Annotated in this window: 23 protein-coding genes, 1 tRNA gene and 2 pseudogenes; 13 read left to right on the top strand and 13 right to left on the bottom strand. The window is 71.7% G+C overall.

Annotated features, from left to right (window positions below; genetic code table 11):
* Positions 1-2: 2 nt before the first annotated feature.
* Entirely contained in the window at positions 3-1,799 is a 1,797-nt protein-coding gene (locus QF032_RS18290; protein WP_307056606.1) for an FAD-dependent monooxygenase, read from the bottom strand.
* A 242-nt stretch (positions 1,800-2,041) separates the two neighbouring features.
* Between QF032_RS18290 and QF032_RS18285 the strand changes: the two genes are divergently transcribed.
* The gene (locus tag QF032_RS18285; RefSeq protein WP_307056604.1) at positions 2,042-2,911 is read left to right on the top strand and encodes a DUF4232 domain-containing protein; all 870 of its coding nucleotides are present in this window, start codon (positions 2,042-2,044) and stop codon (positions 2,909-2,911) included.
* 19 nt (positions 2,912-2,930) lie between these two features.
* Here QF032_RS18285 and QF032_RS18280 read toward each other — a convergent pair whose 3' ends face one another.
* The 3 genes from QF032_RS18280 to phoU form a co-directional block, all read right to left on the bottom strand.
* Positions 2,931-3,179: an SCO4226 family nickel-binding protein gene (locus tag QF032_RS18280; protein WP_107443319.1), complete on the bottom strand. Its 249-nt coding sequence runs from the start codon at positions 3,177-3,179 to the stop codon at positions 2,931-2,933.
* A gap of 208 nt (positions 3,180-3,387) precedes the next feature.
* Positions 3,388-3,546: a hypothetical protein gene (locus QF032_RS18275; protein ID WP_306951066.1), complete on the bottom strand. Its 159-nt coding sequence runs from the start codon at positions 3,544-3,546 to the stop codon at positions 3,388-3,390.
* A 169-nt stretch (positions 3,547-3,715) separates the two neighbouring features.
* Positions 3,716-4,426, bottom strand: a complete 711-nt coding sequence (gene phoU, locus QF032_RS18270; RefSeq protein ID WP_307044019.1) for a phosphate signaling complex protein PhoU — start codon at positions 4,424-4,426, stop codon at positions 3,716-3,718.
* 280 nt (positions 4,427-4,706) lie between these two features.
* Between phoU and QF032_RS18265 the strand changes: the two genes are divergently transcribed.
* Positions 4,707-6,074, top strand: coding sequence for a sensor histidine kinase (locus QF032_RS18265; protein ID WP_307044017.1), 1,368 nt, complete (start codon positions 4,707-4,709; stop codon positions 6,072-6,074).
* Positions 6,071-6,751 carry a response regulator transcription factor gene (locus QF032_RS18260; RefSeq protein WP_015659563.1) on the top strand — a complete coding sequence of 227 codons (681 nt, stop codon included), beginning with the start codon at positions 6,071-6,073 and terminating at the stop codon, positions 6,749-6,751. Before QF032_RS18265 ends, QF032_RS18260 begins: the two co-directional genes overlap by 4 nt.
* A gap of 97 nt (positions 6,752-6,848) precedes the next feature.
* Here the strand turns inward: QF032_RS18260 and QF032_RS18255 are convergent, their stop codons facing one another.
* Positions 6,849-7,505 (bottom strand): DUF461 domain-containing protein, encoded by a 657-nt coding sequence (locus tag QF032_RS18255; protein WP_307044016.1) that lies wholly within the window; start codon positions 7,503-7,505, stop codon positions 6,849-6,851.
* A gap of 673 nt (positions 7,506-8,178) precedes the next feature.
* On the opposite strand from QF032_RS18255, the gene QF032_RS18250 reads away from it, so the two are divergent.
* The 6 genes from QF032_RS18250 (at position 8,179) to QF032_RS18225 (ending at position 14,784) form a co-directional block, all read left to right on the top strand.
* Positions 8,179-8,661, top strand: coding sequence for a CarD family transcriptional regulator (locus tag QF032_RS18250; RefSeq protein WP_003953493.1), 483 nt, complete (start codon positions 8,179-8,181; stop codon positions 8,659-8,661).
* A gap of 332 nt (positions 8,662-8,993) precedes the next feature.
* A complete protein-coding gene (gene ispD, locus QF032_RS18245; RefSeq protein ID WP_307044013.1) occupies positions 8,994-9,746 on the top strand; it encodes a 2-C-methyl-D-erythritol 4-phosphate cytidylyltransferase in 753 nt (250 codons plus the stop codon).
* Positions 9,736-10,242 (top strand): 2-C-methyl-D-erythritol 2,4-cyclodiphosphate synthase, encoded by a 507-nt coding sequence (gene ispF, locus QF032_RS18240; RefSeq protein WP_307044011.1) that lies wholly within the window; start codon positions 9,736-9,738, stop codon positions 10,240-10,242. Before ispD ends, ispF begins: the two co-directional genes overlap by 11 nt.
* Before the next feature lie 158 nt (positions 10,243-10,400).
* Entirely contained in the window at positions 10,401-11,801 is a 1,401-nt protein-coding gene (gene cysS / locus QF032_RS18235; protein WP_307056603.1) for a cysteine--tRNA ligase, read from the top strand.
* 113 nt (positions 11,802-11,914) lie between these two features.
* Positions 11,915-12,856 carry a 23S rRNA (guanosine(2251)-2'-O)-methyltransferase RlmB gene (gene rlmB / locus QF032_RS18230; protein ID WP_307044008.1) on the top strand — a complete coding sequence of 314 codons (942 nt, stop codon included), beginning with the start codon at positions 11,915-11,917 and terminating at the stop codon, positions 12,854-12,856.
* Between the two features lie 218 nt (positions 12,857-13,074).
* Positions 13,075-14,784 carry a DoxX family membrane protein gene (locus QF032_RS18225; RefSeq protein ID WP_307056601.1) on the top strand — a complete coding sequence of 570 codons (1,710 nt, stop codon included), beginning with the start codon at positions 13,075-13,077 and terminating at the stop codon, positions 14,782-14,784.
* Between the two features lie 340 nt (positions 14,785-15,124).
* Here the strand turns inward: QF032_RS18225 and QF032_RS18220 are convergent, their stop codons facing one another.
* From QF032_RS18220 to QF032_RS18205, 4 genes are all read right to left on the bottom strand, one after another.
* Positions 15,125-15,856, bottom strand: a complete 732-nt coding sequence (locus QF032_RS18220) for a nucleotidyltransferase family protein (protein ID WP_307044006.1) — start codon at positions 15,854-15,856, stop codon at positions 15,125-15,127.
* A 100-nt stretch (positions 15,857-15,956) separates the two neighbouring features.
* A complete protein-coding gene (locus QF032_RS18215) occupies positions 15,957-16,427 on the bottom strand; it encodes a hypothetical protein (RefSeq protein ID WP_307044004.1) in 471 nt (156 codons plus the stop codon).
* 263 nt (positions 16,428-16,690) lie between these two features.
* The gene (locus QF032_RS18210; protein WP_307044001.1) at positions 16,691-17,776 is read right to left on the bottom strand and encodes an ABC transporter ATP-binding protein; all 1,086 of its coding nucleotides are present in this window, start codon (positions 17,774-17,776) and stop codon (positions 16,691-16,693) included.
* Positions 17,777-17,974: 198 nt separating this feature from the next.
* A complete protein-coding gene (locus QF032_RS18205; protein ID WP_307056599.1) occupies positions 17,975-18,475 on the bottom strand; it encodes an RNA-guided endonuclease TnpB family protein in 501 nt (166 codons plus the stop codon).
* 184 nt (positions 18,476-18,659) lie between these two features.
* On the opposite strand from QF032_RS18205, the gene QF032_RS18200 reads away from it, so the two are divergent.
* Positions 18,660-18,735, top strand: a tRNA-Thr gene (locus tag QF032_RS18200).
* Between the two features lie 74 nt (positions 18,736-18,809).
* Here QF032_RS18200 and QF032_RS18195 read toward each other — a convergent pair.
* A complete protein-coding gene (locus QF032_RS18195) occupies positions 18,810-19,700 on the bottom strand; it encodes an aminoglycoside phosphotransferase family protein (RefSeq protein ID WP_373430478.1) in 891 nt (296 codons plus the stop codon).
* A 1-nt stretch (position 19,701) separates the two neighbouring features.
* Between QF032_RS18195 and QF032_RS18190 the strand changes: the two genes are divergently transcribed.
* The gene (locus QF032_RS18190) at positions 19,702-20,376 is read left to right on the top strand and encodes a rhomboid-like protein (protein WP_373430477.1); all 675 of its coding nucleotides are present in this window, start codon (positions 19,702-19,704) and stop codon (positions 20,374-20,376) included.
* Here the strand turns inward: QF032_RS18190 and QF032_RS18185 are convergent.
* Positions 20,377-20,901: pseudogene (locus tag QF032_RS18185) on the bottom strand (alcohol dehydrogenase catalytic domain-containing protein); the annotation flags it as partial.
* A 118-nt stretch (positions 20,902-21,019) separates the two neighbouring features.
* On the opposite strand from QF032_RS18185, the gene QF032_RS18180 reads away from it, so the two are divergent.
* Positions 21,020-21,766 carry a pentapeptide repeat-containing protein gene (locus QF032_RS18180; RefSeq protein ID WP_307043993.1) on the top strand — a complete coding sequence of 249 codons (747 nt, stop codon included), beginning with the start codon at positions 21,020-21,022 and terminating at the stop codon, positions 21,764-21,766.
* Positions 21,767-21,772: 6 nt separating this feature from the next.
* Here the strand turns inward: QF032_RS18180 and QF032_RS18175 are convergent, their stop codons facing one another.
* Complete coding sequence (locus QF032_RS18175; RefSeq protein WP_306956042.1) at positions 21,773-22,273, bottom strand: hypothetical protein; 501 nt, start codon at positions 22,271-22,273, stop codon at positions 21,773-21,775.
* A gap of 58 nt (positions 22,274-22,331) precedes the next feature.
* Between QF032_RS18175 and QF032_RS18170 the strand changes: the two genes are divergently transcribed.
* Positions 22,332-23,738: a M1 family metallopeptidase gene (locus QF032_RS18170; protein WP_307056593.1), complete on the top strand. Its 1,407-nt coding sequence runs from the start codon at positions 22,332-22,334 to the stop codon at positions 23,736-23,738.
* Positions 23,739-23,883: 145 nt separating this feature from the next.
* On the opposite strand, the pseudogene QF032_RS18165 reads toward QF032_RS18170, so the two are convergent.
* A pseudogene (locus QF032_RS18165) lies at positions 23,884-24,785 on the bottom strand (GNAT family N-acetyltransferase).
* Positions 24,786-24,865 lie beyond the last annotated feature (80 nt).

Genomic DNA, 24,865 nt, shown 5'->3' with positions numbered 1-24,865 from the left:
CGTCAGGCTCGGGCGGTGACGGAACGGGACGGGGTGGGGGTGGTGAGGGCGGTGAAGTAGGTGGACAGGGCCGTTCCTGTGGCGCTCAGGGGGAAGCGGGCCGCCAGGTAGCCGTCGGGGCGGACGACGAAGCCGGTGGGGCCGTCGGGACGGTAGAGGCGGGCGAACTCGTCGGCCGTGTCCCGGTAGGCGGGCACCGGCAGAGCGTCGGGAGCGGACGGCGCTGTGTCACCGTCGAGCACCGCCACGGTGACGGCGCCCGCGACGGCGGCGGTGTGCAGGCCGGCCTCGGCGATCGCCGCCAGGTCGGTCAGGCCCGCGCCGTACAGGAGGATCACGTGGCCCGGACGGTGTCGCAGCACGTCCAGCAGACGCCAGGGGTAGGCGGAGGCGGGGGCGGTCAGGCCTCGGCAGTCGGGGGCGCGGTCGCCGGGCTGGGGAGCGCCGGGCGGGCCGTGCGGGTCGGTGGCCAGGGGGCCGTCCCGGTAGTCGATCAGGAGCTGTGCCTCGCGCAGCAGAACGGTCCGGGGGTCGTCGGGGTCGGCCTCCATGCCGCGGGTGGCGTGCCGGACCGTCCGCCCGACGACCTCCTCGCCCACCGGCCGGCGCTCGGCGTCATACGTGGTCAGCAGCGCCGCACCGGCCTCCCCGTGGATGACGGACGCCAGTTTCCAGGCGAGGTTGCAGGCGTCCTGGATGCCGGTGTTCATACCCTGGGCGCCGGTGGGCGGATGGATGTGGGCGGCATCGCCGGCGACGAACACACGCCCCTCGCCGTAGCGGTCGACGATGCGGTGGCTGATGCGGAAGACGGACGACCAGCGCAGCCGGGAGAGCACCGCCGGCCGTGGCGCGAGGCGGTCGACGACGGCCTGGAGGTGATGCAGCTCCGGCGTGCGGCCGCCCTCCAGACCGTGCGACACACCATCATCCTCGGCAGCACCAGCACCAGCACCAGCACCAGCACCAGCACCAGCACCAGCACCAGCACCAGCCCCGGTCCCCGTACCGGTGCTGGGACCGTCGTCCGTCCGTCCGGGCGATCCGCCGCGTGCCCCCGTGGAGAGCTCCGGTGGGACCAGCATCGACATGCGGTACCGGCCGTGGCCCGGCAGCGGCACGCAGATCAGCGCGTCGTCCGTGGAACCGTCGGCGGCGTGGTGCAGGGAGCGGATGCCGTAGCCGTGTGGCATGTCCCAGTCGGCCTCGACATCGCCCAGCATGTACTCCTCGGCGAAGGCCGCCCCTTCGAACGCGAGGCCCAGCCCCTTGCGCACCGTGCTGTGCGCACCGTCGCAGCCGATGAGATAGCCCGCCCTCAGCTCTTCCTCGGCACCGGAGGCCGTGCGCAGGCGGGCGGTGACCCCGTCCTCGTCCTGGGTGAACGACAGCAGTTCCGTGCCGCGCTCGATGAGGGTGCCGAGCCCGGCCACGTACTCCTCCAGCAGACGTTCGGTCTCGTACTGCGGCAGGGCGGCGAACTCGTAGGGCACCTCGGGCGGCAGCACGAGGTCGATGCGGGCCTGCTCCCGTCCGTTGACGTAGATCAGCTGACCGCGCAGCACGGCGGCGGCCTCCAGCATCGTGCGGGCCAGGCCCATCCGGTCCCAGATCTCCAGCGTGCGCGGCTGGATGCCGACCGCCTTGGCGTACGGCAGCCGCTCCGGAAGGCGGTCGACGAGGCGGCAACGCACACCGTGCCGACGCAGCTCCGCCGCCGCGCTCAGCCCGACCGGGCCGGCGCCCACGACGAGCACGTCCGTCGTTCTTGCTGCCTCGGTCGTCGCGGTGCCCGCCACAGGTGCCTCCAGTGCAGTTCCCGACCCGAACAGAAACACCCCCGGCCCCCGCCCCCGCCCCCGTCCCCCGTCCTGTATTCCATGGTCGCCCCGCCGCCCGGGAACGGCGAGCGGGCGTCTCGTCACCACCGCGTCACAGATCGACGACCGGCCGAACCCCGTGAGCCGCTCCTTCCGTCTGTGCCGCTGAGCAGTACGGCGAGGGCGAGCGCCCTGGCCGACCGGAAACCTCGGGGGACGGCATGAACGGCATGAACGACGGCAACGGCATGAACCGCACGAACGGCATGGACGACGGCAACGGTCTGGACGGCGACCGGCGGTCGACCGGGACCGGCGCCGCAAGCGCGCGCGGGTTCCGGCGTGGGGCCAGGGTCGGGGGCGGGGTCAGGAAGGCCGTGGCCGCCGCCGTCGTCGTCGTCTCGGCGGCTCTCGTCGTGACGGCGTGCCAGCCGACCGAGTCGCCGTCGAAGCCCGCGCCGTCGACGCCGGCGCCGGCGGGTTCCGCGCCCGCGGCCTCCCCGTCCACGAGTTCAACCACCGCCGCCGCGACGCCCGCCACGTCGAGCCCCACCGCCGCCGCGACCCCCACCGCCTCGGCGCCCGGCGCCCCTGCCACCCCGACCCCCTCGGCCTCCGTCGCGCCCACGGCGTCCGCGTCCGTGCCCGCCGTCGCGGCCTGCGCCGCGAAGAGCCTGAAGGTCTCCGCGTGGCAGGCCGCCGAGCGGCCGGTCGGGACGGGGACCGGGGCCGCGATCGTCGAGTTCGTCAACGTCTCCGGGAAGGCGTGCGTGCTCAAGGGGCATCCGTCCGTCGCGGGGGCCGGCAACGGCTCCCCCGAGCACAACTCCCCGCTCGCCGTCACGACCACCGGGTCCGCCTCGCCGGTCACGGTGGCCCCGGGAGGCAGGGCGTGGACGAAGCTGACCTTCGTGCAGGTGCACGGCGAGGCCGACGGATACTGCAAGTCCGGCGCGGTCCCGTCCGTGTACCCGACCGTCGTGGTCGGCCTGCCGGGCTCCGGATCGCACCAGGTGGCCCTGGACGACGGTCAGTTCGCCGAGTGCGACAACACGGTGACCGTGACCGCCGTCTCCGCGGTCAAGCCCTGACGACCACGTCCGCCCCGGCTCACACCTCGAGCGGCACCGGATGGATCTCGTCCGCCATGTGACCGGTGCGCTCGTGGATGCGGAGCACGGCCTCCGCCGAGGGCGCCTCGGAGAGGCAGTACACGGTTCCGGACTCCGGGTCCGCCCAGGCGCGCTCGAAGTGCACGCTCTCCTCGCCCTCGATGGCGAGGTCCGCCCGGTGGGCCTCGAGGAGCTGGTCGGCCGTGATGCCGTGCATGCCGTGGTGGACGTCCATGAAGCGGGTCATGACTGCCCGCCCCCTTCCGATCTCGCGCCGGTGGGTCTCTTCGCCCCCGCGTCTCCATGCTGCGCCTGCCCGCTCACCGGGGCGACCCGGGCGGGCGGGACCGCGGGCAGCGGGAGGTACAAGCGACAGGCGCGAGCACGGACGAGGGCTCCGGCGCCGGACGATCGGCGCCGGAGCCCTCGTCCGGCAGTACGTCGCTCGGTCGTCCTCAGCCGCACTGGCAGGGGCTGCCCGCCTGGCAGCCGCAGCCGCACCCGGAACCGCAGCCGCACGCGCCGATCAGCATGAGGTTCCTGATCTCCACGGGCTGCTCGGTCGGGTGTTCCTGGGTGGGGTCGGACGTCGGAGCGCTGGGGGACTCGGCCATGGGTTCCTCCCGGAGGCGTAGGGCCTGTGCCCATTGCATGCCCGTTCCCCTGGGCGCATCAACGGCGCACAGTGGCTTGCGCACGCCCTGGGCCGGACCCGGCACGCCTCGGCCCACGCTCCACCCCGGCCCGCGCCCCGCCTCGCACCACTCCCCGCCCCGCCCCGAGCTATGCCTCGGTCCCGGCGCCCGCGCCCCCCGCCGGCTGGATCTCCGGCTGCAGGTCCTGCTGGAGTTCGTCCGCGTGCTCGCCCGTCACCAGGAACACCACGCGTTTCGCGACGGCCACGGCGTGGTCGGCGAACCGCTCGTAGTAGCGGCCGAGCAGGGTCACGTCGACCGCGGTCTCGATGCCGTGCTTCCACTTGTCGTCCAACAGGTGCTGGAAGAGCGTGCGGTGCAGCAGGTCCATCTCGTCGTCGTCCTGCTCCAGCTGGAGCGCCAGGTCGACGTCCTTGGTGATGATGACCTCGGCCGCCTTCGCCATCAGGCGCTGCGCGAGCTGGCCCATCTCCAGGATCGTGGCGTGCAGGTCGTGCGGGACCGCGCGGTTGGGGAAGCGCAGCCGGGCCAGCTTCGCCACGTGCTGGGCGAGGTCGCCGGACCGCTCCAGGTCGGCCGACATCCGCAGGGACGTGACGACGATCCGCAGGTCCGTCGCCACCGGCTGCTGCCGCGCCAACAGCGCGATGGCCCGCGCCTCCAGGTCGTGCTGCAGCTCGTCGACCCGCTGGTCGGCCTCGATCACGCTCTCGGCCAGTTTCAGATCGGAGTCGAGGATGGCGGTCGTGGCGCGTCCGATCGCCGACCCGACCAGCCGGGCCATCTCCACCAGGCTGTCGCCGATCGAGTCCAGTTCCTCGTGGTACGCGTCCCGCATCAGAGTTCCCTCTCGTACGTCGTTCTCGGGGTTCGGGGCAGGGGCAGGGGCAGGGGCAGGGCTCGGGCTCGGGTTCGGATTCGCCGGGGTCCGCTCCCTTAGAAGTCCGGGTCCTTCTCGGGCTCCGGGCCCCACGGTGCCACGGTCCGCCCCGTACGCGTCGATTTCCGTCACCCCGAATGAACCACCACTGGCTCCAAGGTGAACTCTGGGCGACGAGTGTTCGAGGTCGCACCTCCACAGCTGTGGCCAGGACGGACGGCGTGCCTAACCTGAGGGCATGAACGTGAACGCGGCGGTCGCCGCAGCGGCAGCGATCGCCGGTGTGCTCACCGGTGTCATCGCCATGCTGGCGTTCCGCTGGAGCGAGCGCGAACAGAAGCGCCCCACGCGCACCTCGCTGCACACGGACCCCATGCTTCCGCCCGGCGTGGACACCGTCCTGTCCGTCCTGCGCTCTTCCGCCGTCGTCCTCGACGAGGCCGACGCCGTCGTCAAGGCCAGCTCCGCCGCCTACGCCCTCGGGCTGGTACGCGGCGGCCGGCTCAGCGTGGAGCCCATGATGAAGATGGCCCGGGACACCCGGCGCGACGGAGAGATACGCCAGGTCGAGCTGGACCTCCCCCGGCGCGGGACCGGGCGCGGCGAGGCCCTCGCCGTGTCCGCCCGGGTGGCCCCGCTGGGCTCCCGGCTGGTCCTGCTCCTGGTCGAGGACCTCACCGAGGCCCGTCGCATCGAGGCGGTCCGGCGGGACTTCGTGGCGAACGTCAGCCATGAGCTGAAGACGCCGGTCGGCGCGCTCTCCCTGCTGTCCGAGGCCGTCATGGACGCCTCGGAGGACCCGGAGGCGGTGGAACGCTTCGCCGGCCGTATGCAGATCGAGGCCACCCGGCTGACCAGCCTGGTCCAGGAGCTGATCGACCTGTCCAGGGTGCAGAACGACGACCCGCTCGAGGACGCCGAACCGGTCGGCGTGGCCGAACTCGTGGCCGAGGCCGTCGACCGCTGCCGGCACCAGGCCGGCGCCAAGCAGATCACCATGGCCTCGAACGTGGGTGCGCCCGACGGGCCCGACCCGTTCGGCGGACCCCATGAGGACGACGCCGCCGGACTGCGCGTCTGGGGGAACCGCGGCCAGCTGGCCGCCGCCCTCGGCAACCTCGTCGAGAACGCCGTCAACTACTCGCCCGCCCGCACCCGCGTCGGCATAGCCGCCCGCCGGGTGAACGCGCCGGGCGGCGATCAGATCGAGATCGCCGTGACCGACCAGGGCATCGGCATCTCCGACAAGGACAAGGAGCGCATCTTCGAGCGCTTCTACCGCGTCGACCCGGCCCGCTCCCGTGCCACGGGCGGCACGGGCCTCGGGCTGGCGATCGTCAAGCACGTGGCCGCCTCGCACGGCGGGGAGGTCACGGTGTGGAGCGCCGAGAACCAGGGCTCCACCTTCACCCTGCGACTGCCGGAGGCGGGCGCGGCCCGTGACCGCGCGGATCACTACCCGGACCCGGACGAGGTCGACGAAGTCGACGACCTCGACGAGGTCGCCACCCCCTCTTCCCATCCCTCGCCCCGGGCCCCGTCCCGCGCCTCATCCCCCGATTCGACCGCGTACCAGACGCTTTCCGCCCCGGAGGTCCTTCCGTGACCCGAGTGCTCGTCGTCGAGGACGAGGAGTCCTTCTCCGACGCCCTTTCCTACATGCTCCGCAAGGAGGGCTTCGAGGTCGCCGTCGCGACCACCGGGCCCGACGGACTCGACGAGTTCGAGCGCAACGGCGCCGACCTCGTGCTCCTCGACCTGATGCTGCCGGGGCTGCCCGGCACGGAGGTCTGCCGCCAGCTGCGCGGCCGCTCCAACGTCCCCGTGATCATGGTGACCGCCAAGGACAGCGAGATCGACAAGGTCGTCGGCCTGGAGATAGGGGCCGACGACTACGTCACCAAGCCCTTCTCCTCGCGCGAGCTGGTCGCCCGCATCCGGGCCGTCCTGCGCCGGCGCGGCGAACCCGAGGAGGTGACCCCGGCGGCCCTGGAGGCCGGGCCGGTCCGGATGGACGTCGACCGGCATGTGGTGACGGTCTCCGGTTCCAAGGTCGACCTCCCGCTCAAGGAGTTCGACCTGCTGGAGATGCTGCTGCGCAACGCCGGGCGCGTCCTGACCCGCATGCAGCTCATCGACCGGGTCTGGGGCGCCGACTACGTGGGCGACACCAAGACCCTCGACGTCCACGTCAAGCGCCTGCGCGCCAAGATCGAGCCGGACCCGGGCGCGCCGCGCTACCTGGTGACGGTGCGCGGCCTGGGCTACAAGTTCGAACCCTAGGCCGTGCGCGGCGGCCCGGCGGCGGCCGTGTGAAGCGAGGAGGGCGGCACCCGGTGCGGGTGCCGCCCTCCTCGCGTGTCCGGGGTGCGGACGGGGCTCAGTTGCCCGCTGCCGCGCTGTTCGAGGCGCTCGCGGAGGCCGAGCCGGACGGGGAGGGGGAGCCGGACTCCGTGCCGCCGTCCGCGCTCGCCGACTCCGAGGCCGCCGCGCTCTTGGAGGGGGACGGCGAGGCGGTCGGGATCTTGCTCGGCCCCCAGTCGGAGAAGTAGCCCTCGGCCGGCACGACGAAGGCGGCCAGCTTGACCGCGCCGGTCTTGCTGAAGGTGAAGGTGATGTTCTGCGCGTCGCCGTTCTTGACGGCCTCACGGCTGTCCGGCAGGACGGCGGAGGCGTTGCCGGCGCCGCCGATGACGAGCGAGCCGTGGGCCGGGACCGTCAGCTCGCCCTTGCCCTTGGCGGGCTTGAGCTCGGCGGACTTGCCGGTGCCGTCGACGGTGATGGAGTCGAGCGTCTGCGGTTCGTCGTCGGCGTTGAAGACGGTCGCCGAGACCACGGCCGGCCCGGTGGACTCCAGGTCGGGCTGGGTGATCACGACGACGTTCTGCAGCTTGATCTCGCCGACCTGGGCGGCGGCGTTGTCCGGCTTGATCTCCAGGGTCTGGGCGTCGTTTCCGGCGCCGCAGGCGGCGAGCGAGGCGATCGAGAACGCGATGGCGGAAGCGGCGAGGGCGCCGCGTCGAAGGCTGCTGCTCACGGCGGCGGCAACTCCTTGAACGCACGGACGGCTCTCTTGTCGACGAGGCCGCCCTAAAAGGATCAGTCAGGGACCTCAGGTTATCGAGCCGTTCCCGCGCCGCCGCACCCGACCCGCCTCTTCGGCGATCCCGGGCCGAGTCGGACGCCCGGGGTTGTCGTCTCTCCCGCCCCGAGTGGGCCCCGTCACTTTCGTCACTCGCACCCCAGGTGTCAGAAGCAACCCGTCAGCCACTTTGGCTTCATCCGTCGTCCGCCTGCTCGTCCGTCATTCGCATAAGCGCCACCGACACGCACTCGCGGATTTTCCGTGAAGGAATGCGAGGCCGTCCGGGGAATTGATCACGGCCCCGGCCGAACGGCCGATGATCAATTCCGGAAACGAACGGTAACCGGCCAGCCGCACCGAACGGAGTAGCGGAAGTCGCACACGCGCAAGCGGACATATGGGGACGTTCGGCCGTTCGGGCGGCCCTCCGGATGCGTGTAACGTACGCGTTTCGCCCCCCTCGGAGAGTGGCTCCGACCTGCGAATACCCGCTTCCCGTGACCCTCCGCAGCACGTTCCTGTTGCAGTTGTCAAGCCCCGAGATATGCCCTGACCTGCGAAAACGCCATTCAGGAACCGCAGTTTCCGTGTTACCCTGGATAGCCACGGAAGGGGTACCTGTCACATGACGTTCAAGGTTGGCGACACCGTGGTCTATCCCCATCACGGGGCCGCGCTGATCGAGGCTATCGAAACTCGCCAGATCAAAGGCGTGGACAAGACCTACTTGGTCCTGAAGGTCGCCCAGGGTGACCTGACGGTACGTGTGCCAGCGGACAATGCGGAGTTCGTCGGCGTGCGTGATGTGGTCGGTCAGGACGGGCTGGACCGGGTCTTCGAGGTGCTGCGCGCGCCGTACGCCGAGGAGCCCACGAACTGGTCGCGTCGTTACAAGGCAAATCTGGAGAAGCTCGCCTCCGGCGATGTCATCAAGGTCGCGGAAGTCGTGCGTGACCTGTGGCGTCGTGAGCGCGAGCGCGGACTCTCCGCAGGTGAGAAGCGCATGCTCGCCAAGGCTCGCCAGATCCTGGTGAGCGAGCTCGCGCTCGCGGAGAACACCAACGAGGACAAGGCGGAAGCCCTCCTCGACGAGGTTCTCGCGTCCTGACGCCGGACCTCGACCGGCCTCAGCACACGGAAGAACACTGAACTGCCGCGGTGCCCGATGACGTATTTCCCGTCGCCGGGCGCTGCGGCATGTCCGCGCCCGGACACCGCCGTGCGCGCTGCTCGCTCCGCGTGCCTCCCCCGATGCGCACCGGCCGACGGGTCGACCGATCCGTACCGCCCCACGAGGGTGATGATCCCCCGATACTTGATGTGCCGGGCCCGGGCTGCCGCCTGACCGGCACGTCACGGAAGGGTCCGGTCAAGGCGTCGCGCCCGGCACTTCCAGGGCCATACCCACGCCGGGCCGGAACACAAACCTGACAGGAACCGATGTCTGACGATTCGCGTCCCTCCCCCGCGCCCACCCGTACGGCGGCGGTGATTCCGGCCGCCGGACGGGGTGTCCGCCTCGGTCCGGGCGCCCCCAAAGCGCTCCGCACGCTGAGCGGCACGCCCATGCTGATCCACGCGGTGCGCGCACTCGCCGCGTCCCGCGCGGTCTCCCTCGTCGTCGTCGTGGCCCCACCGGACGGCGCCGCGGAGGTGAAGTCCCTGCTCGACGCGCACGCGCTGCCCGACCGCACCGACTTCCTGGTCGTCCCCGGCGGCGAGTCCCGCCAGGAGTCCGTGAAGCTGGGCCTCGACGCGCTGCCGCCCGGCCACGACATCGTGCTGGTCCACGACGCCGCCCGGCCCCTCGTCCCCGTCGACACGGTGGACGCCGTCATCGAGGCGGTACGCGACGGCGCCCCGGCGGTCGTCCCGGCGCTGCCGCTCGCCGACACCGTCAAGGAGGTCCGGCCGGCCGAGACCGCCGGCGACCCCGAACCGGTCGTCGCCACTCCCGAGCGCGCCCGGCTGCGGGCCGTACAGACCCCGCAGGGCTTCGACCGCGCCACGCTGGTCCGCGCCCACGAAACGGTCACGGAGAACGTCACCGACGACGCGAGCATGGTCGAGCAGCTCGGCCTGACGGTCGTCGTCGTCCCCGGCCATGAGGAGGCCTTCAAGGTCACCCGCCCCCTCGACCTGGTCCTCGCCGAGGCGGTCCTGGCCCGCAGGAGGCTCAACGATGGCTTCTGAGACGCCCTTCGGCGGCGTGCCGCTGCCCCAGGTCGGCATCGGCACCGACATCCACGCCTTCGAGGACGGCCGCGAACTGTGGTGCGCCGGCCTGAAATGGGAGGGCGAGGGCACCGGACTGGCCGGACACTCCGACGCCGACGTCGTCGCGCACGCCGCCTGCAACGCACTCTTCTCCGCCGCCGGACTCGGCGACCTGGGGCAGCACTTCGGCACCGGACGCCCCGAGTGGTCCGGCGCGTCCGGCGTCACCCTGCTCACCGAGGCCGCCCGGATCGTCCGCGAGGCCGGTTTCCTCATCGGCAACGTCGCCGTACAGGTCGTCGGACCCCGCCCCAAGATCGGCAAGCGCCGGGACGAGGCCCAGAAGCTGCTGTCGGAGGCGGCGGGCGCCCCGGTGTCCGTGTCCGGAGCGACGACGGACGGGCTGGGCTTCCCGGGCCGCGGCGAGGGCCTGATGGCGGTGGCGACCGCCCTGGTCGTGCGACAGGCGTGAGCCCGCCGGGGCGAGGACCGCAGCGAGACCCCGGGGTGAAGCGCCGGGACGACGGCTCGCCCCGGCACTCGCGACCGTCCGCCCCGGTCCCCGCGACCGGAAAGCGGACCGTCGGGCGGAGGTGTCGGACATCGCCCCGCGCCCACTACCCTGGAGTGGTGACTATTCGCCTGTACGACACCAGCGCCCGGCAGATCCGTGACTTCGCCCCGCTCACACCGGGTTGTGTCTCGATCTACCTCTGCGGCGCCACCGTGCAGGCCGCCCCGCACATCGGGCACATCCGCTCGGGCCTGAACTTCGACATCATGCGCCGCTGGTTCACCCACCGCGGCTACGACGTCACGTTCATCCGCAACGTCACCGACATCGACGACAAGATCATCGCCAAGTCGCACGACCAGGGCCGCCCCTGGTGGTCGATCGGCTACGAGAACGAGCGCGCGTTCAACGACGGCTACCAGGCGCTCGGTTGCCTGCCGCCCACCTACGAACCCCGCGCCACCGGGCACGTCCCCGAGATGATCGAGATGATGCGCGGCCTCATCGAGCGCGGCCACGCCTACGAGTCCGAGGGCAACGTCTACTTCGACGTGCGCTCCTTCCCGGAGTACCTCCAGCTGTCCAACCAGGAGCTGGACAACCTGCTCCAGCCCTCGGCGGACGGCGAGACCGGCAAGCGCGACCAGCGCGACTTCGCCCTGTGGAAGTCCGTCAAGCCGGGGGAGCCGAGCTGGGAGACGCCCTGGGGCCGCGGACGTCCCGGCTGGCACCTCGAGTGCTCGGCGATGGCGCACAAATACCTGGGCACCGTCTTCGACATCCACGGCGGCGGACTCGACCTGATCTTCCCGCACCACGAGAACGAGATCGCCCAGGCCAAGGCCTTCGGCGACGAGTTCGCGCGCTACTGGGTGCACAACGCCTGGGTCACCATGGCCGGCGAGAAGATGTCGAAGTCGCTGGGCAACAGCGTCCTCGTCTCCGAGATGGTCAAGCAGTGGCGGCCCATCGTGCTGCGCTACTACCTCGGCACACCCCACTACCGCTCGATGATCGAGTACAGCGAGGAGGCCCTGCGCGAGGCCGAGTCGGCGTTCGCGCGGATCGAGGGCTTCGTGCAGCGCGTCGTCGAGAAGGCCGGGGGAGTGGTCGAACCGGCCGCCGAGGTGCCGCCCGCCTTCGCCGACGCGATGGACGACGACCTCGGCGTCCCGCAGGCGCTGGCCATCGTGCACACCACGGTCCGGCAGGGGAACTCGGCCCTCGCCGCCGACGACAAGGAAGCCGCGGTGGCCCGCCTCGCCGAGGTCCGCGCCATGCTCGGCGTCCTCGGCCTGGACCCGCTGGACGCCCGCTGGGTCGGCGAGGAGAACCGGGGCGAGGACCTGCACGGCGTGGTCGACAGCCTCGTACGACTCGTCCTCGACCAGCGCGAGTCGGCCCGCGCCCGCAAGGACTGGGGAACCGCGGACGCCATCCGCGACCAGCTCGCCCAGTCCGGCCTGTCCGTCGAGGACGGCCCGCAGGGTCCGCGCTGGACACTGGGTCCCCGCTAGGGCCGCGACGGGGCCCTGCGGGGAGTCCCGTCCTTGATCGACTGTGCCGCCCGGCCATCCGGGCGGCACACTGCATAAGACACACGTACGAAGCTCACGGAGACGAGAGACACATGGCAGCCAACAACCGCCGCATGTCCGGCAAGAAGGGCGCGCAGGTCGGCAGTGGCGGCCAGCGACGCAAGGGCCTCGAGGGCAGGGGTCCGACCCCGCCCGCCGAGATGCGCAAGAAGCACAAGGCGAACCGCATCGCGAACGCCAAGGCGAAGCAGACCGCACGCCGGCCCGCACCGCGCGGCCGCGGCGGCAAGGGCACGTCCGAGATGGTCGTCGGCCGCAACCCGGTCGTCGAGGCACTCCGCGAGGGCGTCCCCGCGACGATGCTCTACGTCCAGCAGTTCATCGACAACGACGAGCGGGTGCGCGAAGCGCTCCAACTCGCCGGCGAGCGCGGCGGCATCCACCTCATGGAGGCCCCGCGCCCCGAGCTGGACCGCATGACGAACGGCCTCAACCACCAGGGCCTGGTCCTCCAGGTCCCGCCGTACGAGTACGCGCACCCCGAGGACCTGGCGTCCGCCGCCTACGACAACGGCGAGGACCCGCTGATCGTCGCTCTCGACGGCGTCACCGACCCGCGCAACCTGGGCGCCGTCGTCCGCTCGGTCTCCGCCTTCGGCGGCCACGGCGTCGTCGTCCCCGAGCGCCGCGCGGCCGGAATGACCGCCGGCGCCTGGAAGACCTCCGCCGGCACGGCCGCCCGCACCCCGGTCGCCCGCGCCACCAACCTCACCCGGGCCCTGGAGGCCTACAAGAAGGCCGGCATCGCGGTGGTCGGCCTGGCTGCCGACGGCGAGCACGAGGTCGGCACCCTGAAGGCGCTGGACGGCCCGGTCGTCATCGTCGTCGGCAGCGAGGGCAAGGGGCTGTCCCGACTGGTCGGCGAGACCTGCGACTTCCGCGTCCGCATCCCGATGCCGGGCGGCGCCGAATCGCTCAACGCCGGTGTGGCGGCGGGCATCGTGCTGTACGAGGCGGCTCGCCGCAGGAGCTGACACGGCTCGGGTGGACTCGACGACACGCTCGGCGGCAAGCCGGGTGACGTGCCTGGCGGCAGCCGGGTGACGTGCCCGGCGACATGCTCAAAGACGCGGGAACGCACGTCCGCGAGTTCACCCGAACGGGTTAATCCCGGCGCGTAGTGCAACCTTGACGGAGTCCGGACAGATCCGGCGGGTCAAAGCAGTGTCCTAACCACACGTCACTCGGTTAGATGAGTGTGGACACCAGAACACCCCGCACACCCACGGGGGACCGCTCGTCGGGATTCGACGACGCTCCCGCGCTGAGCATGGTGAAGGTGCCGAGCGACCCGGCGCAGATCATCGTCAGCCACGCGAGCTTCCGCGTGCAGCTGGCCGCGTCGACGCGGCGTAACCAATCCCCGCGGATCGCCCGGCACGTGAGCGCCATCGATGACACCGCGCGCATGGCCGCCGTCGGGGCGGTGGGCCGAGCGGGCGCCGCCTCCGCGGGCCGCCGTCGGGCCGTCGTCTGGAGCGGCAAGTCCGCCCCCGACGACACCGGCGCCCACCGACTGCTCCAGGCCGTGCGGGCAGGCAGCATCGGCCACGGCGAACCGCCCGCCGCCGACGCCGGAGCCACCCAGGTCATCCCCCGCGTCGGCGCCGGCGACCGCGGATACGGCAGCGGATACAACGCCGGATACGACCGCGCACACGACGGCGACCTCGCCGCGCAGACCCTCGAGACCCCCGTCGTCGGCGCCCAGCGCCGGCCCGCCGCCGGCGAACAGCGCATCCTGCCGCACATGCGCACCGTGGGCAGCGCCTACGACGAACCCGCCTACGACGACGCCCAGTTCGAGGACTTCGGCCCGACCGGCACCGGCCCCGACCCGGACCGGGCACCCGCCGCCCCCCGCTCCCGGCGGCACGGCGACGACCCCGCCCGCCACGCCTACTTCCCGGGCCGCCGGATGAACCTCGGCGTGGTCCTGCTCCCGCTGCGCATCTTCCTCGGCTTCATCTCCATCTACGCCGGCATGGGCAAGCTCTGCGACCCCGTCTACTTCGACGGCGGCAAGCGCGGCTCCATGGTGAAGTGGCTGAACACCCTGCACCCCTGGGAAGTCGCCGAACCCCTGCGGCAGTTCGCCCTCCACCACCCCGTCGGTTCCGGCCTCGTCATCGCCTTCCTCCAGGTCGTCGTGGGCGTCCTCACCGTCCTCGGCTGCTGGCAGCGCGTCGCCGCGGTCGTCGGCGCCGGACTCTCCGCCGCGCTCATCGTCACCGTCAGCTGGAAGACCACCCCGGTCTACGACACGCCCCACATCATCTACCTCGCCGCCTGGTCGCCGCTGATCATCGCGGGCGCCCCCGTCTACTCCATCGACGGCCGCCTCGCCGCCGGCGCCTGGCGCCGTCTCGGCCCCCGTTCCGACCTGTGGGAGCTGCGCCGCTACGTCCTGCGCCGCGGCGCCCTCGTCACCGCGATCGTCGTCGGCCTGACCCTGCTGACCGGCTCCCTGCTCGGCGGCGCCGTCCGCGACGCCGACCGCGTGGTCGTCCCCGGCCCCGGCGAGCCCCCGCGCAACGAACTGCCCGGCTCGCCCCTCCCCGAGAAGCCCGGCACGCACAAAGCCTCCCGCAAGCCGGCCGCCTCCGCCTCCCCCACCCAGGACGCCACCTCGGCCGCCCCGACCGCCGGCGCCGACAGCGAACCCCCCGAGTCCCGCGACACCGGCACCGCCGGCGCCGGAGCGCCCAGCCAGACCCAGGGCACCGCCGGCCAGGCCCCGCCCGAGCACTCCGCCCCGCGGGAGCAGGCCCCCAGCACCAGCTCCGGCCCCAGCTCGGGCGGTGCCACCAGCAGCTCCGGCGGCTCGGACGGCGGCTCGAACAGCGGGGGCGGCTCCACCTCCTCCGGTCAGCCCGGCCTCGTCGGCGGCCTCCTCGGGTAGACCGACCGGCCCGGCTGCGAGCGGGGAGGGTCCGACCGCGCCCACACGGTGGAGCCGCGGACAGGACCCGCCCCGCCCCGCCCCGTCCCGCCCCGGAGAACACCAAGGGTGCCGCGCGCTCACAGCGCACGGCACCCTTGTCGGTGCCTGGTGCCTGGTGCCTGGTGCCCGGGGCCCGGCGACCGGGGGTCGGTGGCCGGCGAAACGGTCGGTCGGCCCACCGGGTGGGCCCGCAGCCGAGCACCGAACACCGACCACCCGGACCGGCAGGGCGGCCCTCAGCGCCCTTCGGCGGGCCGCCGCCGTCCGCTCAGCCACCCTCCATGCCTGCCGGCGCCCCTCAGCGCCCCAGCGTCGCCAGCTCCTTCGCCGCCTCCGTCAGATCCTTCGCGGTGTCGATGGCCCGCCAGTACGCCCCTTGCGGAATGGGGAAACCCGCCAGCCGCCGCTCACGCGCCAGATGCGGGAACGTCGTACGCTCATGGTCGCCGCGCTCCGGCAGCAGACCCGCGAACGCCGGCGAGAAGACGTACACACCAGCGTTGATCTCGTACGTCGTCGGCGGCGCCTCGATGAAGTCCGTGATGTGACCGAAGCCGTCCGTCTGCACCGCACCCCACGGAATGCGGGGGCGCGCCAGGGCCAGAGTCGCTATCGCGTCGCGCTCGGCGTGGAAGTCGGCCATCTCGCGCAGCGAGAAACGGGTCCAGATGTCACCGTTCGTGGCGTACCAGGGCCGGTCGGGACGGGGGAGACGCGCGGCCGCGTACTTCAGGCCACCGCCACGGCCCAGCGGCTCCGTCTCCACGACCGTGGTGACGTCCACGGGCAGATCGGCCGTCTTCAGCCAGTCCTGCAGCACCTCGGCGAGATGCCCGCAGGAGACGACCACGTCCGTCACGCCCTCCTCGGCGAGCCAGACGAGCTGATGGCCGATGATCGGCGTCCCCGTACCGGGGATCTCGACCATCGGCTTGGGCCGGTCATCGGTGTAGGGACGCAGCCGCGACCCCTGGCCACCGGCCAGGATGACGGCTTGCGTGGGACGGGACGCGGCATGCGGATCGGTCATGACCGCACTGTACGTGCCGCCCTTGCGCAGGCAGGCGTGCGGCTCCCCCGGCGGAAGGGGAGCCGCACGGTCCGGAACGGGCCCGAAGCCCGGCGGTTCCTCAGCCGCGGGCCGCCAGAACGCCCGAGGCGAAGGCCGTGTCGCACACCGGGCGGGAGTACGACTGCGCCCGTGACGGGCCGTACATACGGACCGCGGCGCGGCCCAGCGCGCGGGCGATGGACGAACAGTGCCGCGCCAACGACGGCTTGCCGTTCACGGCGGCCTGGAGATGGGTCAGGGCGACGCCCGGGTCCTTCTCCTGGAGCTCGGACAGCAACTGGTCGCGCAGCACGTCCTGCGGGGCCTTGGCGGCCTTCCGCGAGGACTGGTGCACGGCGGAGACGTCGGAGGCGGTGAGCACCGAATCCGAGGGGTTCCCCGACCAGTTGACCCGGGTGACCGCGAGGGTCCCGGAGAGCACCATGACGACGGGCAGGACGAGAGCGAGCGAGCGGCCGATCCGGCGGGCTGGGCCGCCCCGGCCGCTGCGCGTGCGCTGGGTGGTGGAGTGGTTCGCGGAGTGCTTCACGCGTGAGAGGGTAGCGTGCAGTAATGATCCCGCGACAATGAGTCACCCGTACGGGGGATGGAGCTGTGCTCCTTTTCGGGTAGGACGTTGACGGCCGCATGCCGAAATGTCCGCTGTGCCGGGGATTTTGTGCGCACAGAAAAAAGGCCCCGCAGCAGGCTGCGAGGCCTTTTTCACCGACCAGAGTGAATCGCCGGAGTTTAATCAGGCGTCATTCACCGTCACCGATCAGTCCGGTCCGTCCGATCAGTCCGGTCCGCCGGTCAGTCCGACAGGCGGGCGCCCGTCGACGTCGAGAACACGTGGGTCTCGCCCGCACGCGGAACGACGTGCAGCGTGCTGCCCTTCTCCGGGACGGCACGGCCGCCGACGCGCACCACGAGGTCCTTCGTCTCGTCGCCGACCTGGGCGCTGCCGTAGACGAAGGCGTCCGAGCCGAGCTCCTCGACCACGTTCACCGTGACCGCGAGACCCTTCTCCACGCCGGTGGCCACGTCGAAGTGCTCCGGGCGGACACCCACCGTGACCGTCTTGTCGGTGGCGGCCGCGAGCGCGTCACGCTGCACCGGCACCACCGAGTTGCCGAACTTCACACCACCGTCGGTGATCGGCACCTCGACGAGGTTCATCGCCGGCGAACCGATGAAGCCGGCCACGAACAGGTTCGCGGGCTTGTCGTACATGTTGCGCGGGGTGTCGACCTGCTGCAGCAGACCGTCCTTCAGCACCGCCACCCGGTCACCCATCGTGAGCGCCTCGACCTGGTCGTGGGTGACGTACACGGTGGTGATGCCGAGACGGCGCTGCAGCGACGCGATCTGCGTACGCGTCGACACACGGAGCTTGGCGTCCAGGTTCGACAGCGGCTCGTCCATGAGGAACACCTGCGGCTCACGCACGATGGCGCGGCCCATCGCCACACGCTGGCGCTGACCACCGGAGAGGGCCTTCGGCTTGCGGTCCAGGTACTCGGTCAGGTCGAGGATCTTCGCCGCCTCCTCGACCTTCTGCCGGATCTCCGCCTTGTTCACGCCGGCGATCTTGAGGGCGAAGCCCATGTTGTCGGCGACCGACATGTGCGGGTACAGCGCGTAGTTCTGGAACACCATGGCGATGTCCCGGTCCTTCGGCGGCAGGTGGGTGACGTCACGGTCGCCGATGCGGATCGCACCGCCGTTGACGTCCTCGAGCCCCGCGAGCATGCGGAGCGAGGTGGACTTACCGCAGCCGGACGGGCCGACCAGGACGAGGAACTCGCCGTCCGCGATGTCGATCTCGAGCGCGTCGACGGCGGGCTTCGTGGAGCCCGGGTAAATCCGGGTCGCCTTGTCGAACGTAACAGTGGCCATGGCTCTGAGGCCCCCTTCTACCGGCAGGAACGTGCCGGACGATCCGTTGTAGGAAGGTGGTTGGTGTAGTCCACATGAGCGAACTGGGTCAGGACGCTACCCCGCGTTCGCCGGATCTGTCAGTACCCGACGGCATGTGAACTTCGCGGAAATTCTCGAATGAGGCAGAGCACCGCACTTCTGACCTGGATTCCTGCTTCACCGCCCACCGCCGACCACACACAGCCCCGTGAGCTGCGCCTGACCGGTCTTACACTCCCGGTCATGGACCGCCCCGCACCCGGCACACGTCCACCGCCGCACCGAGACGTCCAGCCGCTCGCCCACCGCATGACAGGCGGAACAACGACGGGTCGACGGGAAGAAGCGGTCCACGACCACCCGCTCCCGCCCGTACCCCTCGCACTTGTACCGCAGCTGCCGCAACAACTCACCCCAACTCGCGTCGAGGATCGCCTCGTTCAGCCTCGACTTCCGCCGCCGCCCCTTGCCGCGCCGCACCCGCGACAGCGACGCGACGGACAGGTCCTCCACCACGAGCACTTGGTTCTCGCGCACGAGGCGGGTGGTCAGCTGATCCAACATGTCCCTGCGCACATCCGAGATCAGCGCATACAAGCGGCCGACCTTCTGCCGGCCCTTCACCCGGCCCGCACGGTCGCGCGACAAAAGGGGCGGCCGCGGGACGTGGCGACGCATGTCCCACCGGCACGCCCCCTGACGATCCGATCTTCGGAACAGCACGTCAGACCGATCAGCGAACGCGCGCACGGATGGTTACGCACAGTTCTCGAACGGGTTGGAGACGAGAAGTTCGTGGCCTTCAGAAACGGGGGCTGTGTACAGTGGAGCCGCCTTCGCGTGCGGTGTCGTCACGCGCAGTGCCTCCTTAGCTCAGTCCGGCCCAGAGCGGCTCACTTGTAATGAGCAGGTCGTCGGTTCGAATCCGACAGGGGGCTCAAGGGAAAGCCCAGGTCAGGATGTTTCTGGCCTGGGCTTACTTTTTGCGTCTCTCGCCTGTCCGGCGTTGCTGTCAGCCGCGCAGGAGGCGGGCGGTTTCCAGCCTGCTCGGGTCCGGGGGGCGGCCGTCCTCGATCTCCCAGAGGCAGTGCTGGAGGACGCGGGCGAGGGTCCAGGCGCGGGCTCGTTCGCGGTCGAGGCCGAGGGTGGCGGTCAGTGCGTCGAAGCGCCAGTGCACGTCCGCCGGGTCGTAGTGGTTGGCGATCGCCGGCAGGAGTTCGAAGCCGGGGTCGCCGGCGAGGGGTTTCGGGTCGATGGCGAGCCAGGGGGCGCGGTCGGCGGCGAGGACGTTCTCGTAGTGCAGGTCCCAGTGCAGGAGCCGGTCGCCGGGTTCGGTGACGACCTCGCGCAGGGCGGCCGCACAGTCGGCGAGCAGGCGGCGGTCGGTCGGGTCGGGGACGTGTGCCAGGGCGCGGGGGGTCTGGTCCAGCATGGCGTGGGCGATGTCGTCGAGGCGGCGCATGTCCTCCGGTGCGGGGAGGGCCGTCAGGCGGGTGAGCAGGCCGGCGATGACGTGGACGGCCTCGTGGACGTCGTCCAGGTGGGACAGCATGCGGGTCGGGTCGAGGCGTTCGAGGAGCATGCTGCCCGTGGGGTCGTCGTGCCGGAGGAGGCGTACGGCGTGGTCGCCGTCCCAGAGGCGCAGGGCGACGGGTTCGCCGGCGCTCTCGTCGTCGAGGAGTTGGAGTTTGAGGACGGCTTCGGTGTCGTCGGCGGTGGTGACGGGCAGAACGAGGGCGCTCACGCCGTGCATGGAGGGGCCGTCGACCCGTAGTTCCCAGCGGTCGAGGAAGTGCTGGGCGAGGTCCGGGAGGCCGGTGATGAACGCGTGGCCCGCGGGGCCGTTGTACTTCACCTGTTCTGCGGCGAGTGGGGCCGGAACGTCGATCACCTCGGGGACGATACTGGGCCGGGTGAGACGGCTCAGGGGGTTTTCCGGGGTCGGGCAGGCGGTGTGGGCGTATGTCCGCGGTGCGCCCGGTACGTATGTGTGGCTGGCGGTCCTTTTCGTGACCACGGTGGCGCTGCACCGTATGTCCCCGGAGTTCGAGCAGGAGTTTCTGCGGCAGAGGTCGACGAACATCCATGAGCTGTCGCGGCATCCGGTGCGGGTGCTGGTGGCGAGTGCGATGTGGATCGACGGCGGGTACTGGGTGCCGTACGCGGTGCTGTACACGGTGTTCCACGCCCGGGCGGAGCGGTGGCTGGGGACGGCGCGGTGGTTGGCGGTGTGTGCGGCGGCGCATGTGCTGGCGACGTTGGTCAGTGAGGGTGCGCTGGCGGTGGCGATCCAGGAGGGGCTCGCTCCTCGGTCGTCGGTGGAGACGCTGGACGTGGGGGTGAGTTATGCGCTGTCGGGTGTGGTGGCGGTGCTGTTCTACGGCATGCGTTCGCCGTGGCGGTACGCGTATCTCGTGGTCGTCCTGGTCTTCTACGGTCTTCCGCTGGTGGAGGCGCCGACGTTCACGGATTTCGGGCATTTCGTGTCCGTGCTGATCGGGTTGGGGTGTTTTCCGCTGGTCAGGGGGCGTGGGAGTGTGCGGGATCCGAAGGGGACGGGGGCTGTGTCGCGGGAGTAGGGCCCGGCCGTGAGCGGTTCGGTGCGTGCGGTCGGCGTCTTGGACGAGGAGGGTGCCGATGCCGCCGGCGGCTGCGGTGACGAGGGCGACGGAGTGGGGGCCGAGGTCGGCGAACTGGGCGACTCCGAGGGCGGTGCGGCCGGTGCCGATCATGGCGACGGCCTGGGCGGCGGTCAGGAAGGCCGGGATCTCGTGGAGGCGTTCGGCGTCGGTGACGGTGAGTTCGGCGTAGCCGCCGGGGGCGAAGCCGATGTGGGCGACGACGCGTCGGCCGAGCCAGGTGCCGGGGGTTTCCTCGCCGAGGGCGTCGACGACGCCGGCGACTTCGCGGCCGGGGATGGTGGGCAGGGCGGCGGGGAGGGGTGCGGGTCCCTGGATGCCTTGGCGCAGGGCGGTGTCGAGGAGGTGGACGCCGGCGGCCTCGACGGCGATGCGGACCTGGCCGGGTCCGGGTACGGGGTCGTCCACCTCCTCGTGGCGGAGGTTCTCGGCGGGGCCGAAGGCGTGGAGGCGGATGGCGTGCATGGGGTCCTCCGGTGGGCGGCGTGGGTGCTGTGGGTGGGCTGCTCCAGCGTTCAACCTCAAGTTCGGTCGAGGTCAAGGGGTGACGGCGATTGTCAGTGGCGGGGTGCAGCATGGGGGTATGGCGAGGACAAGTACAGGTGTGGGCGGGGGCGCGCGCTCGGGGGCGGCCCCGGGCGGGCCCGGCGGCAGGGGGGCCGGTGGCAGGGGGGCCGGCGTGGTGAAGGGCGCGCGGCGGCCGGAGGTGCGGTTGCCGGTGCTCGAGCCGTTCGCGGGCGGGGAGCTGGAGCCCGACGGGGACTACGACGGCGTGGAGTTCCGTGAGCTGGATCTGGCGGAGCAGGACGGCGGGGGCGCGCGGTTCATGGACTGCGCGGTGACGGGGTGTGCGCTGGACGGGACGCGGCTGCGCAAGGCCCGGGTCCTGGACTCCGTTCTCACCGGGCTGCGGGGTGTCGGCACGGATCTGGCGGAGGCGACGCTGCGTGACGTCGAGGTGCTCGACGCCCGTCTGGGCGGTGTGCAGCTGTACGGCGCGGTGCTGGAGCGGGTGGTGGTGCGCGGCGGCAAGATCGACTATCTGAATCTGCGTCAGGCGCGGTTGCGGGACGTCGTCTTCGAGGGGTGTGTTCTGGTCGAGCCGGATTTCGGGGGTGCGCGTCTGGAGCGTGTCGAGTTCGTCGACTGTGCCCTGAGGTCCGTCGACTTCACGGCGGCGACGCTGAGCGACGTGGATCTGCGGGGGGCGGTGGAGCTGGGCATCGCGGGGGGTGTGGGCCGGTTGTCCGGTGCGGTGATCAGCGCGGCCCAGCTGCTGGATCTGGCTCCGGTGCTGGCGGGTGAGCTGGGGATCAGGGTGGAGGGCTGAGCCGGGTCATTTCACGCGGGGGAAGCGTGCCTGGAGCGTCCAGACGGCCGGGTTCTCGCCGAGGTCGTCGTGCAGGTCGATGAGGTCGGCGAGCAGGTCGTGCAGGAAGTCGCGGGCCTCGCGGCGGAGTTCGGTGTGCGAGAAGGTCAGCGGGGGTTCCTCGGCCGGCATCCAGTCGGCCTCGACGTCCACCCAGCCGAAGCGGCGTTCGAAGAGCATGCGGTCGGTGGACTCGGTGAAGTCGAGTTCGGCGTACTGGGGGCGGGAGGCGCGGGAGCCGGCCGGGTCCTGGTCGATCTGCTCGACGATGTCGCACAGTGCCCATGCGAAGTCCAGTACCGGCACCCATCCCCAGGCTGTGGACAGCTCGCGGTCCGCCTTGGTGTCGGCGAGGTAGACGTCCCCGCAGAACAGGTCGTGGCGCAGGGCGCGGACGTCCGCGCGCCGGTAGTCCGTCTGCGGCGGGTCCGGGAAGCGGTTGGAGAGGGCGTAGCCGATGTCGAGCACGTAGGCGATGGTGTCACGGCCCCGTGCGGGTGCCGGACGTCCCCATAGGATCACTGGCATGTCCAGATCCGTGCGGTGTGTCCCGTTGGTGGCCGGGTTACTGGCCTGGAGCCTCGCCCTGACGGCCTGCGAGGGGGGTGCGGGGGGCGGCTCGGACGGCGCCTCCGGGGTGGGCGACCCGTACTTCCCGAAGGCGGGCAACGGCGGCTACGACGTCTCCCACTACGGCCTGACGCTCGCCTACGACCCGGGCGGCGGGCGGCTGAGCGGTTCTGCCGTCGTCACGGCCCGCGCGACTCGGGATCTTTCCGCCTTCCGGCTGGATTTCTCGGGCCTGGAGGTGGCGGGGGTGACCGTCGAGGGCGCGGCGGCCGAGTTCCGGCGGGACGGTCAGGAGCTGACCGTCCGCCCGTCGGACCCGCTGTCCGAGGGCGAGACCTTCGAGGTGGCGGTCCGCTACTCCGGCAGTCCGCTCACGATCACCGACCCGGACGGTTCGAAGGAGGGCTGGCTGCGCACCGAGGACGGGGTTCTGGCCCTCGGTGAGCCGGTCGGCTCGATGGCCTGGTTCCCGGGCAATCATCATCCGTCGGACAAGGCGTCCTACGACATCGCCGTCACCGTCCCGAAGGGGCTGACGGCCGTCTCCAACGGGGAGTTGCGCGGCCGGAAGGCGGCGGGCGGCGGCCGTACGACGTTCTTCTGGCGGATCGCCGAGCCGATGGCGAGCTATCTGGCGACGGTCGCCGTCGGCGACTTCACGGTCACCGAGTCCACGACGCGCGACGGTCTGCCGGTGTATGTCGCGGTCGACCCGACGCAGGCGGCGGCGAGCCGTGCGGTGCTTGCCCGGCTGCCCGAGGTCATGGAGTGGGCGCGGAACAACTTCGGCCCGTACCCCTTCTCGTCGGCCGGGGCGATCGTCGACCGCCCGGGGGACGCCGGGTACGCCCTGGAGACGCAGAGCCGTCCGGTCTACCCGGGCGCCCCCGACCTGCCGACCCTGGTGCACGAGACCGCACACCAGTGGTTCGGTGACTCCGTGACGCCGAAGAGCTGGCAGGACATGTGGCTCAACGAGGGCTTCGCGACGTACGCGGAGTGGCTGTGGGCGGAGGACGAGGGCGGTGCCACGGCGGAGCGGACGTTCACCGGGCTCTACGACCACGGTGTCGAGGAGTACGCGAATCTGTGGGACTTCCCGCCCGCGAAGCCGACGAGCGCTGCCCATGTCTCCGACGAGCCGGTCTATCTGCGCGGCGCGATGGTGCTGCACCGCATCCGGCAGACCGTGGGCGACGACGCCTTCTACGACATCGTGCGGGGTTGGGCCGCCGCCCACCGGCACGGGAACGCCGACACGGACGCCTTCACGGCGTACGTCGAGAAGGCGGCGCCGGACGCGGACTTCGACGACGTCTGGGCGGACTGGCTGTACGGGGAGGGCAAGCCGGAGCTCCCCTGATTCCCCTGTGCTCCCAGGACGTCTGCTGACCGGTGGGGGAGGGCGGTTCGTCGTCCGGTCCGGTCCGTGTGCGGGCCTGCCGTTCCGGTCAGGCCGTGCGGGGCGTCGCGTCGTGTTCGTCGAGCAGCCGGGCGAGGTCGGACGGTCATACCGGCTCGGCGGACGCGTGCAGTTCCCGCCGGGGCCACCAGCGCCAGCCGAGGATGCCGTCGGCGGCGTGGGCGGCGGCCAGGTCGGGGCCGGTGGGCTCGCGGTGCGGGCCCGGAGTGACGTAGATGTGCTCGTGCTGGCGGATGACGATGTCGGAGCGGGCGAAGTCGTGTTCCCAGGTGCACAGGAGGGGCCCGGGTTCCAGGTCGCTCCAGCCGGTCTTCTCGCGCAGCTCGCGCAGGGCGGCCTCGCGGGGCGTCTCGCCTTCCTCGAGTCCGCCGCCGGGCAGTGCCCAGTGCGGGCCGACGTCGGGGTTGACGTACCGGAAGAGCAGGACGGAGCCGCCGGGGTCGACGACGGCGACGCGTGCGGCGCGGCGCAGCCGGGGCAGCGGCTTGCGCAGCACGGAGCAGGGGCGCCCGTGTTGCAGGTCCGGACGGTGGCCGATCACCCCGTATCCGAGGGCGGTCCAGAACGCGAGGCCTTTGGGGTTGGCGTCGAGCACGGCGAGCCGGAGGCCGGTGCGGCCGTCCGCGCGGAACCGCTCCTCGATCTGCTCGGCGATCCGGCGTCCGTGCCCCTGCCCGTGCTCGGCGGCGTCGACCATCAGCAGTCCGATCCACGGGTCCGGGGCGGCGGGGTCGGGGTGCCGGGCCAGGGTGATGGCCACCCGACCAGCCTTTCCCCGCTGCGGGCCGGCAGCACCTCCGCCCCTTCGGTCGCCGCCTGTTCCGCGAGGGCCGCCGCCACCTGCTCCGGCCGGATGTCGTGCGGATCCGGGAAGTCGCCGCTGAGTGCCTGGAATTCGCGGTTGGAGGCGTAGAGGGCGGTCAGTTCGGTGAGAAGGGGGCCCGGGATGTCGTGGCCGGCGGCGAGGGGGAGGGCAGTCAGGATCATGGGCCGCAGGGTAGGGCCTGCCGGCGGGTCAGACCCGGACCATTTCTGAGCCCCCCGGGCCGGTCAGACACCGACCGTTT

This window comes from Streptomyces achromogenes (genome assembly GCF_030816715.1).
GTDB lineage: Bacteria > Actinomycetota > Actinomycetes > Streptomycetales > Streptomycetaceae > Streptomyces > Streptomyces achromogenes_A.
This window is presented reverse-complemented; position numbering and strand designations above follow the sequence as displayed.

Excerpts from the sequence above, each read along its gene's own strand:
- QF032_RS18285 (WP_307056604.1), top strand. The coding sequence starts at position 2,042 with ATGAACGGCATGAACGACGGCAACGGCATGAACCGCACGAACGGCATG.
- QF032_RS18280 (WP_107443319.1), bottom strand. The coding sequence starts at position 3,179 with ATGACCCGCTTCATGGACGTCCACCACGGCATGCACGGCATCACGGCC.
- QF032_RS18275 (WP_306951066.1), bottom strand. The coding sequence starts at position 3,546 with ATGGCCGAGTCCCCCAGCGCTCCGACGTCCGACCCCACCCAGGAACAC.
- phoU (WP_307044019.1), bottom strand. The coding sequence starts at position 4,426 with ATGCGGGACGCGTACCACGAGGAACTGGACTCGATCGGCGACAGCCTG.
- QF032_RS18265 (WP_307044017.1), top strand. The coding sequence starts at position 4,707 with ATGAACGTGAACGCGGCGGTCGCCGCAGCGGCAGCGATCGCCGGTGTG.
- QF032_RS18250 (WP_003953493.1), top strand. The coding sequence starts at position 8,179 with ATGACGTTCAAGGTTGGCGACACCGTGGTCTATCCCCATCACGGGGCC.
- ispD (WP_307044013.1), top strand. The coding sequence starts at position 8,994 with ATGTCTGACGATTCGCGTCCCTCCCCCGCGCCCACCCGTACGGCGGCG.
- ispF (WP_307044011.1), top strand. The coding sequence starts at position 9,736 with ATGGCTTCTGAGACGCCCTTCGGCGGCGTGCCGCTGCCCCAGGTCGGC.
- rlmB (WP_307044008.1), top strand. The coding sequence starts at position 11,915 with ATGGCAGCCAACAACCGCCGCATGTCCGGCAAGAAGGGCGCGCAGGTC.
- QF032_RS18225 (WP_307056601.1), top strand. The coding sequence starts at position 13,075 with ATGAGTGTGGACACCAGAACACCCCGCACACCCACGGGGGACCGCTCG.
- QF032_RS18220 (WP_307044006.1), bottom strand. The coding sequence starts at position 15,856 with ATGACCGATCCGCATGCCGCGTCCCGTCCCACGCAAGCCGTCATCCTG.
- QF032_RS18210 (WP_307044001.1), bottom strand. The coding sequence starts at position 17,776 with ATGGCCACTGTTACGTTCGACAAGGCGACCCGGATTTACCCGGGCTCC.
- QF032_RS18205 (WP_307056599.1), bottom strand. The coding sequence starts at position 18,475 with ATGCGTCGCCACGTCCCGCGGCCGCCCCTTTTGTCGCGCGACCGTGCG.
- QF032_RS18180 (WP_307043993.1), top strand. The coding sequence starts at position 21,020 with ATGGCGAGGACAAGTACAGGTGTGGGCGGGGGCGCGCGCTCGGGGGCG.
- QF032_RS18170 (WP_307056593.1), top strand. The coding sequence starts at position 22,332 with ATGTCCAGATCCGTGCGGTGTGTCCCGTTGGTGGCCGGGTTACTGGCC.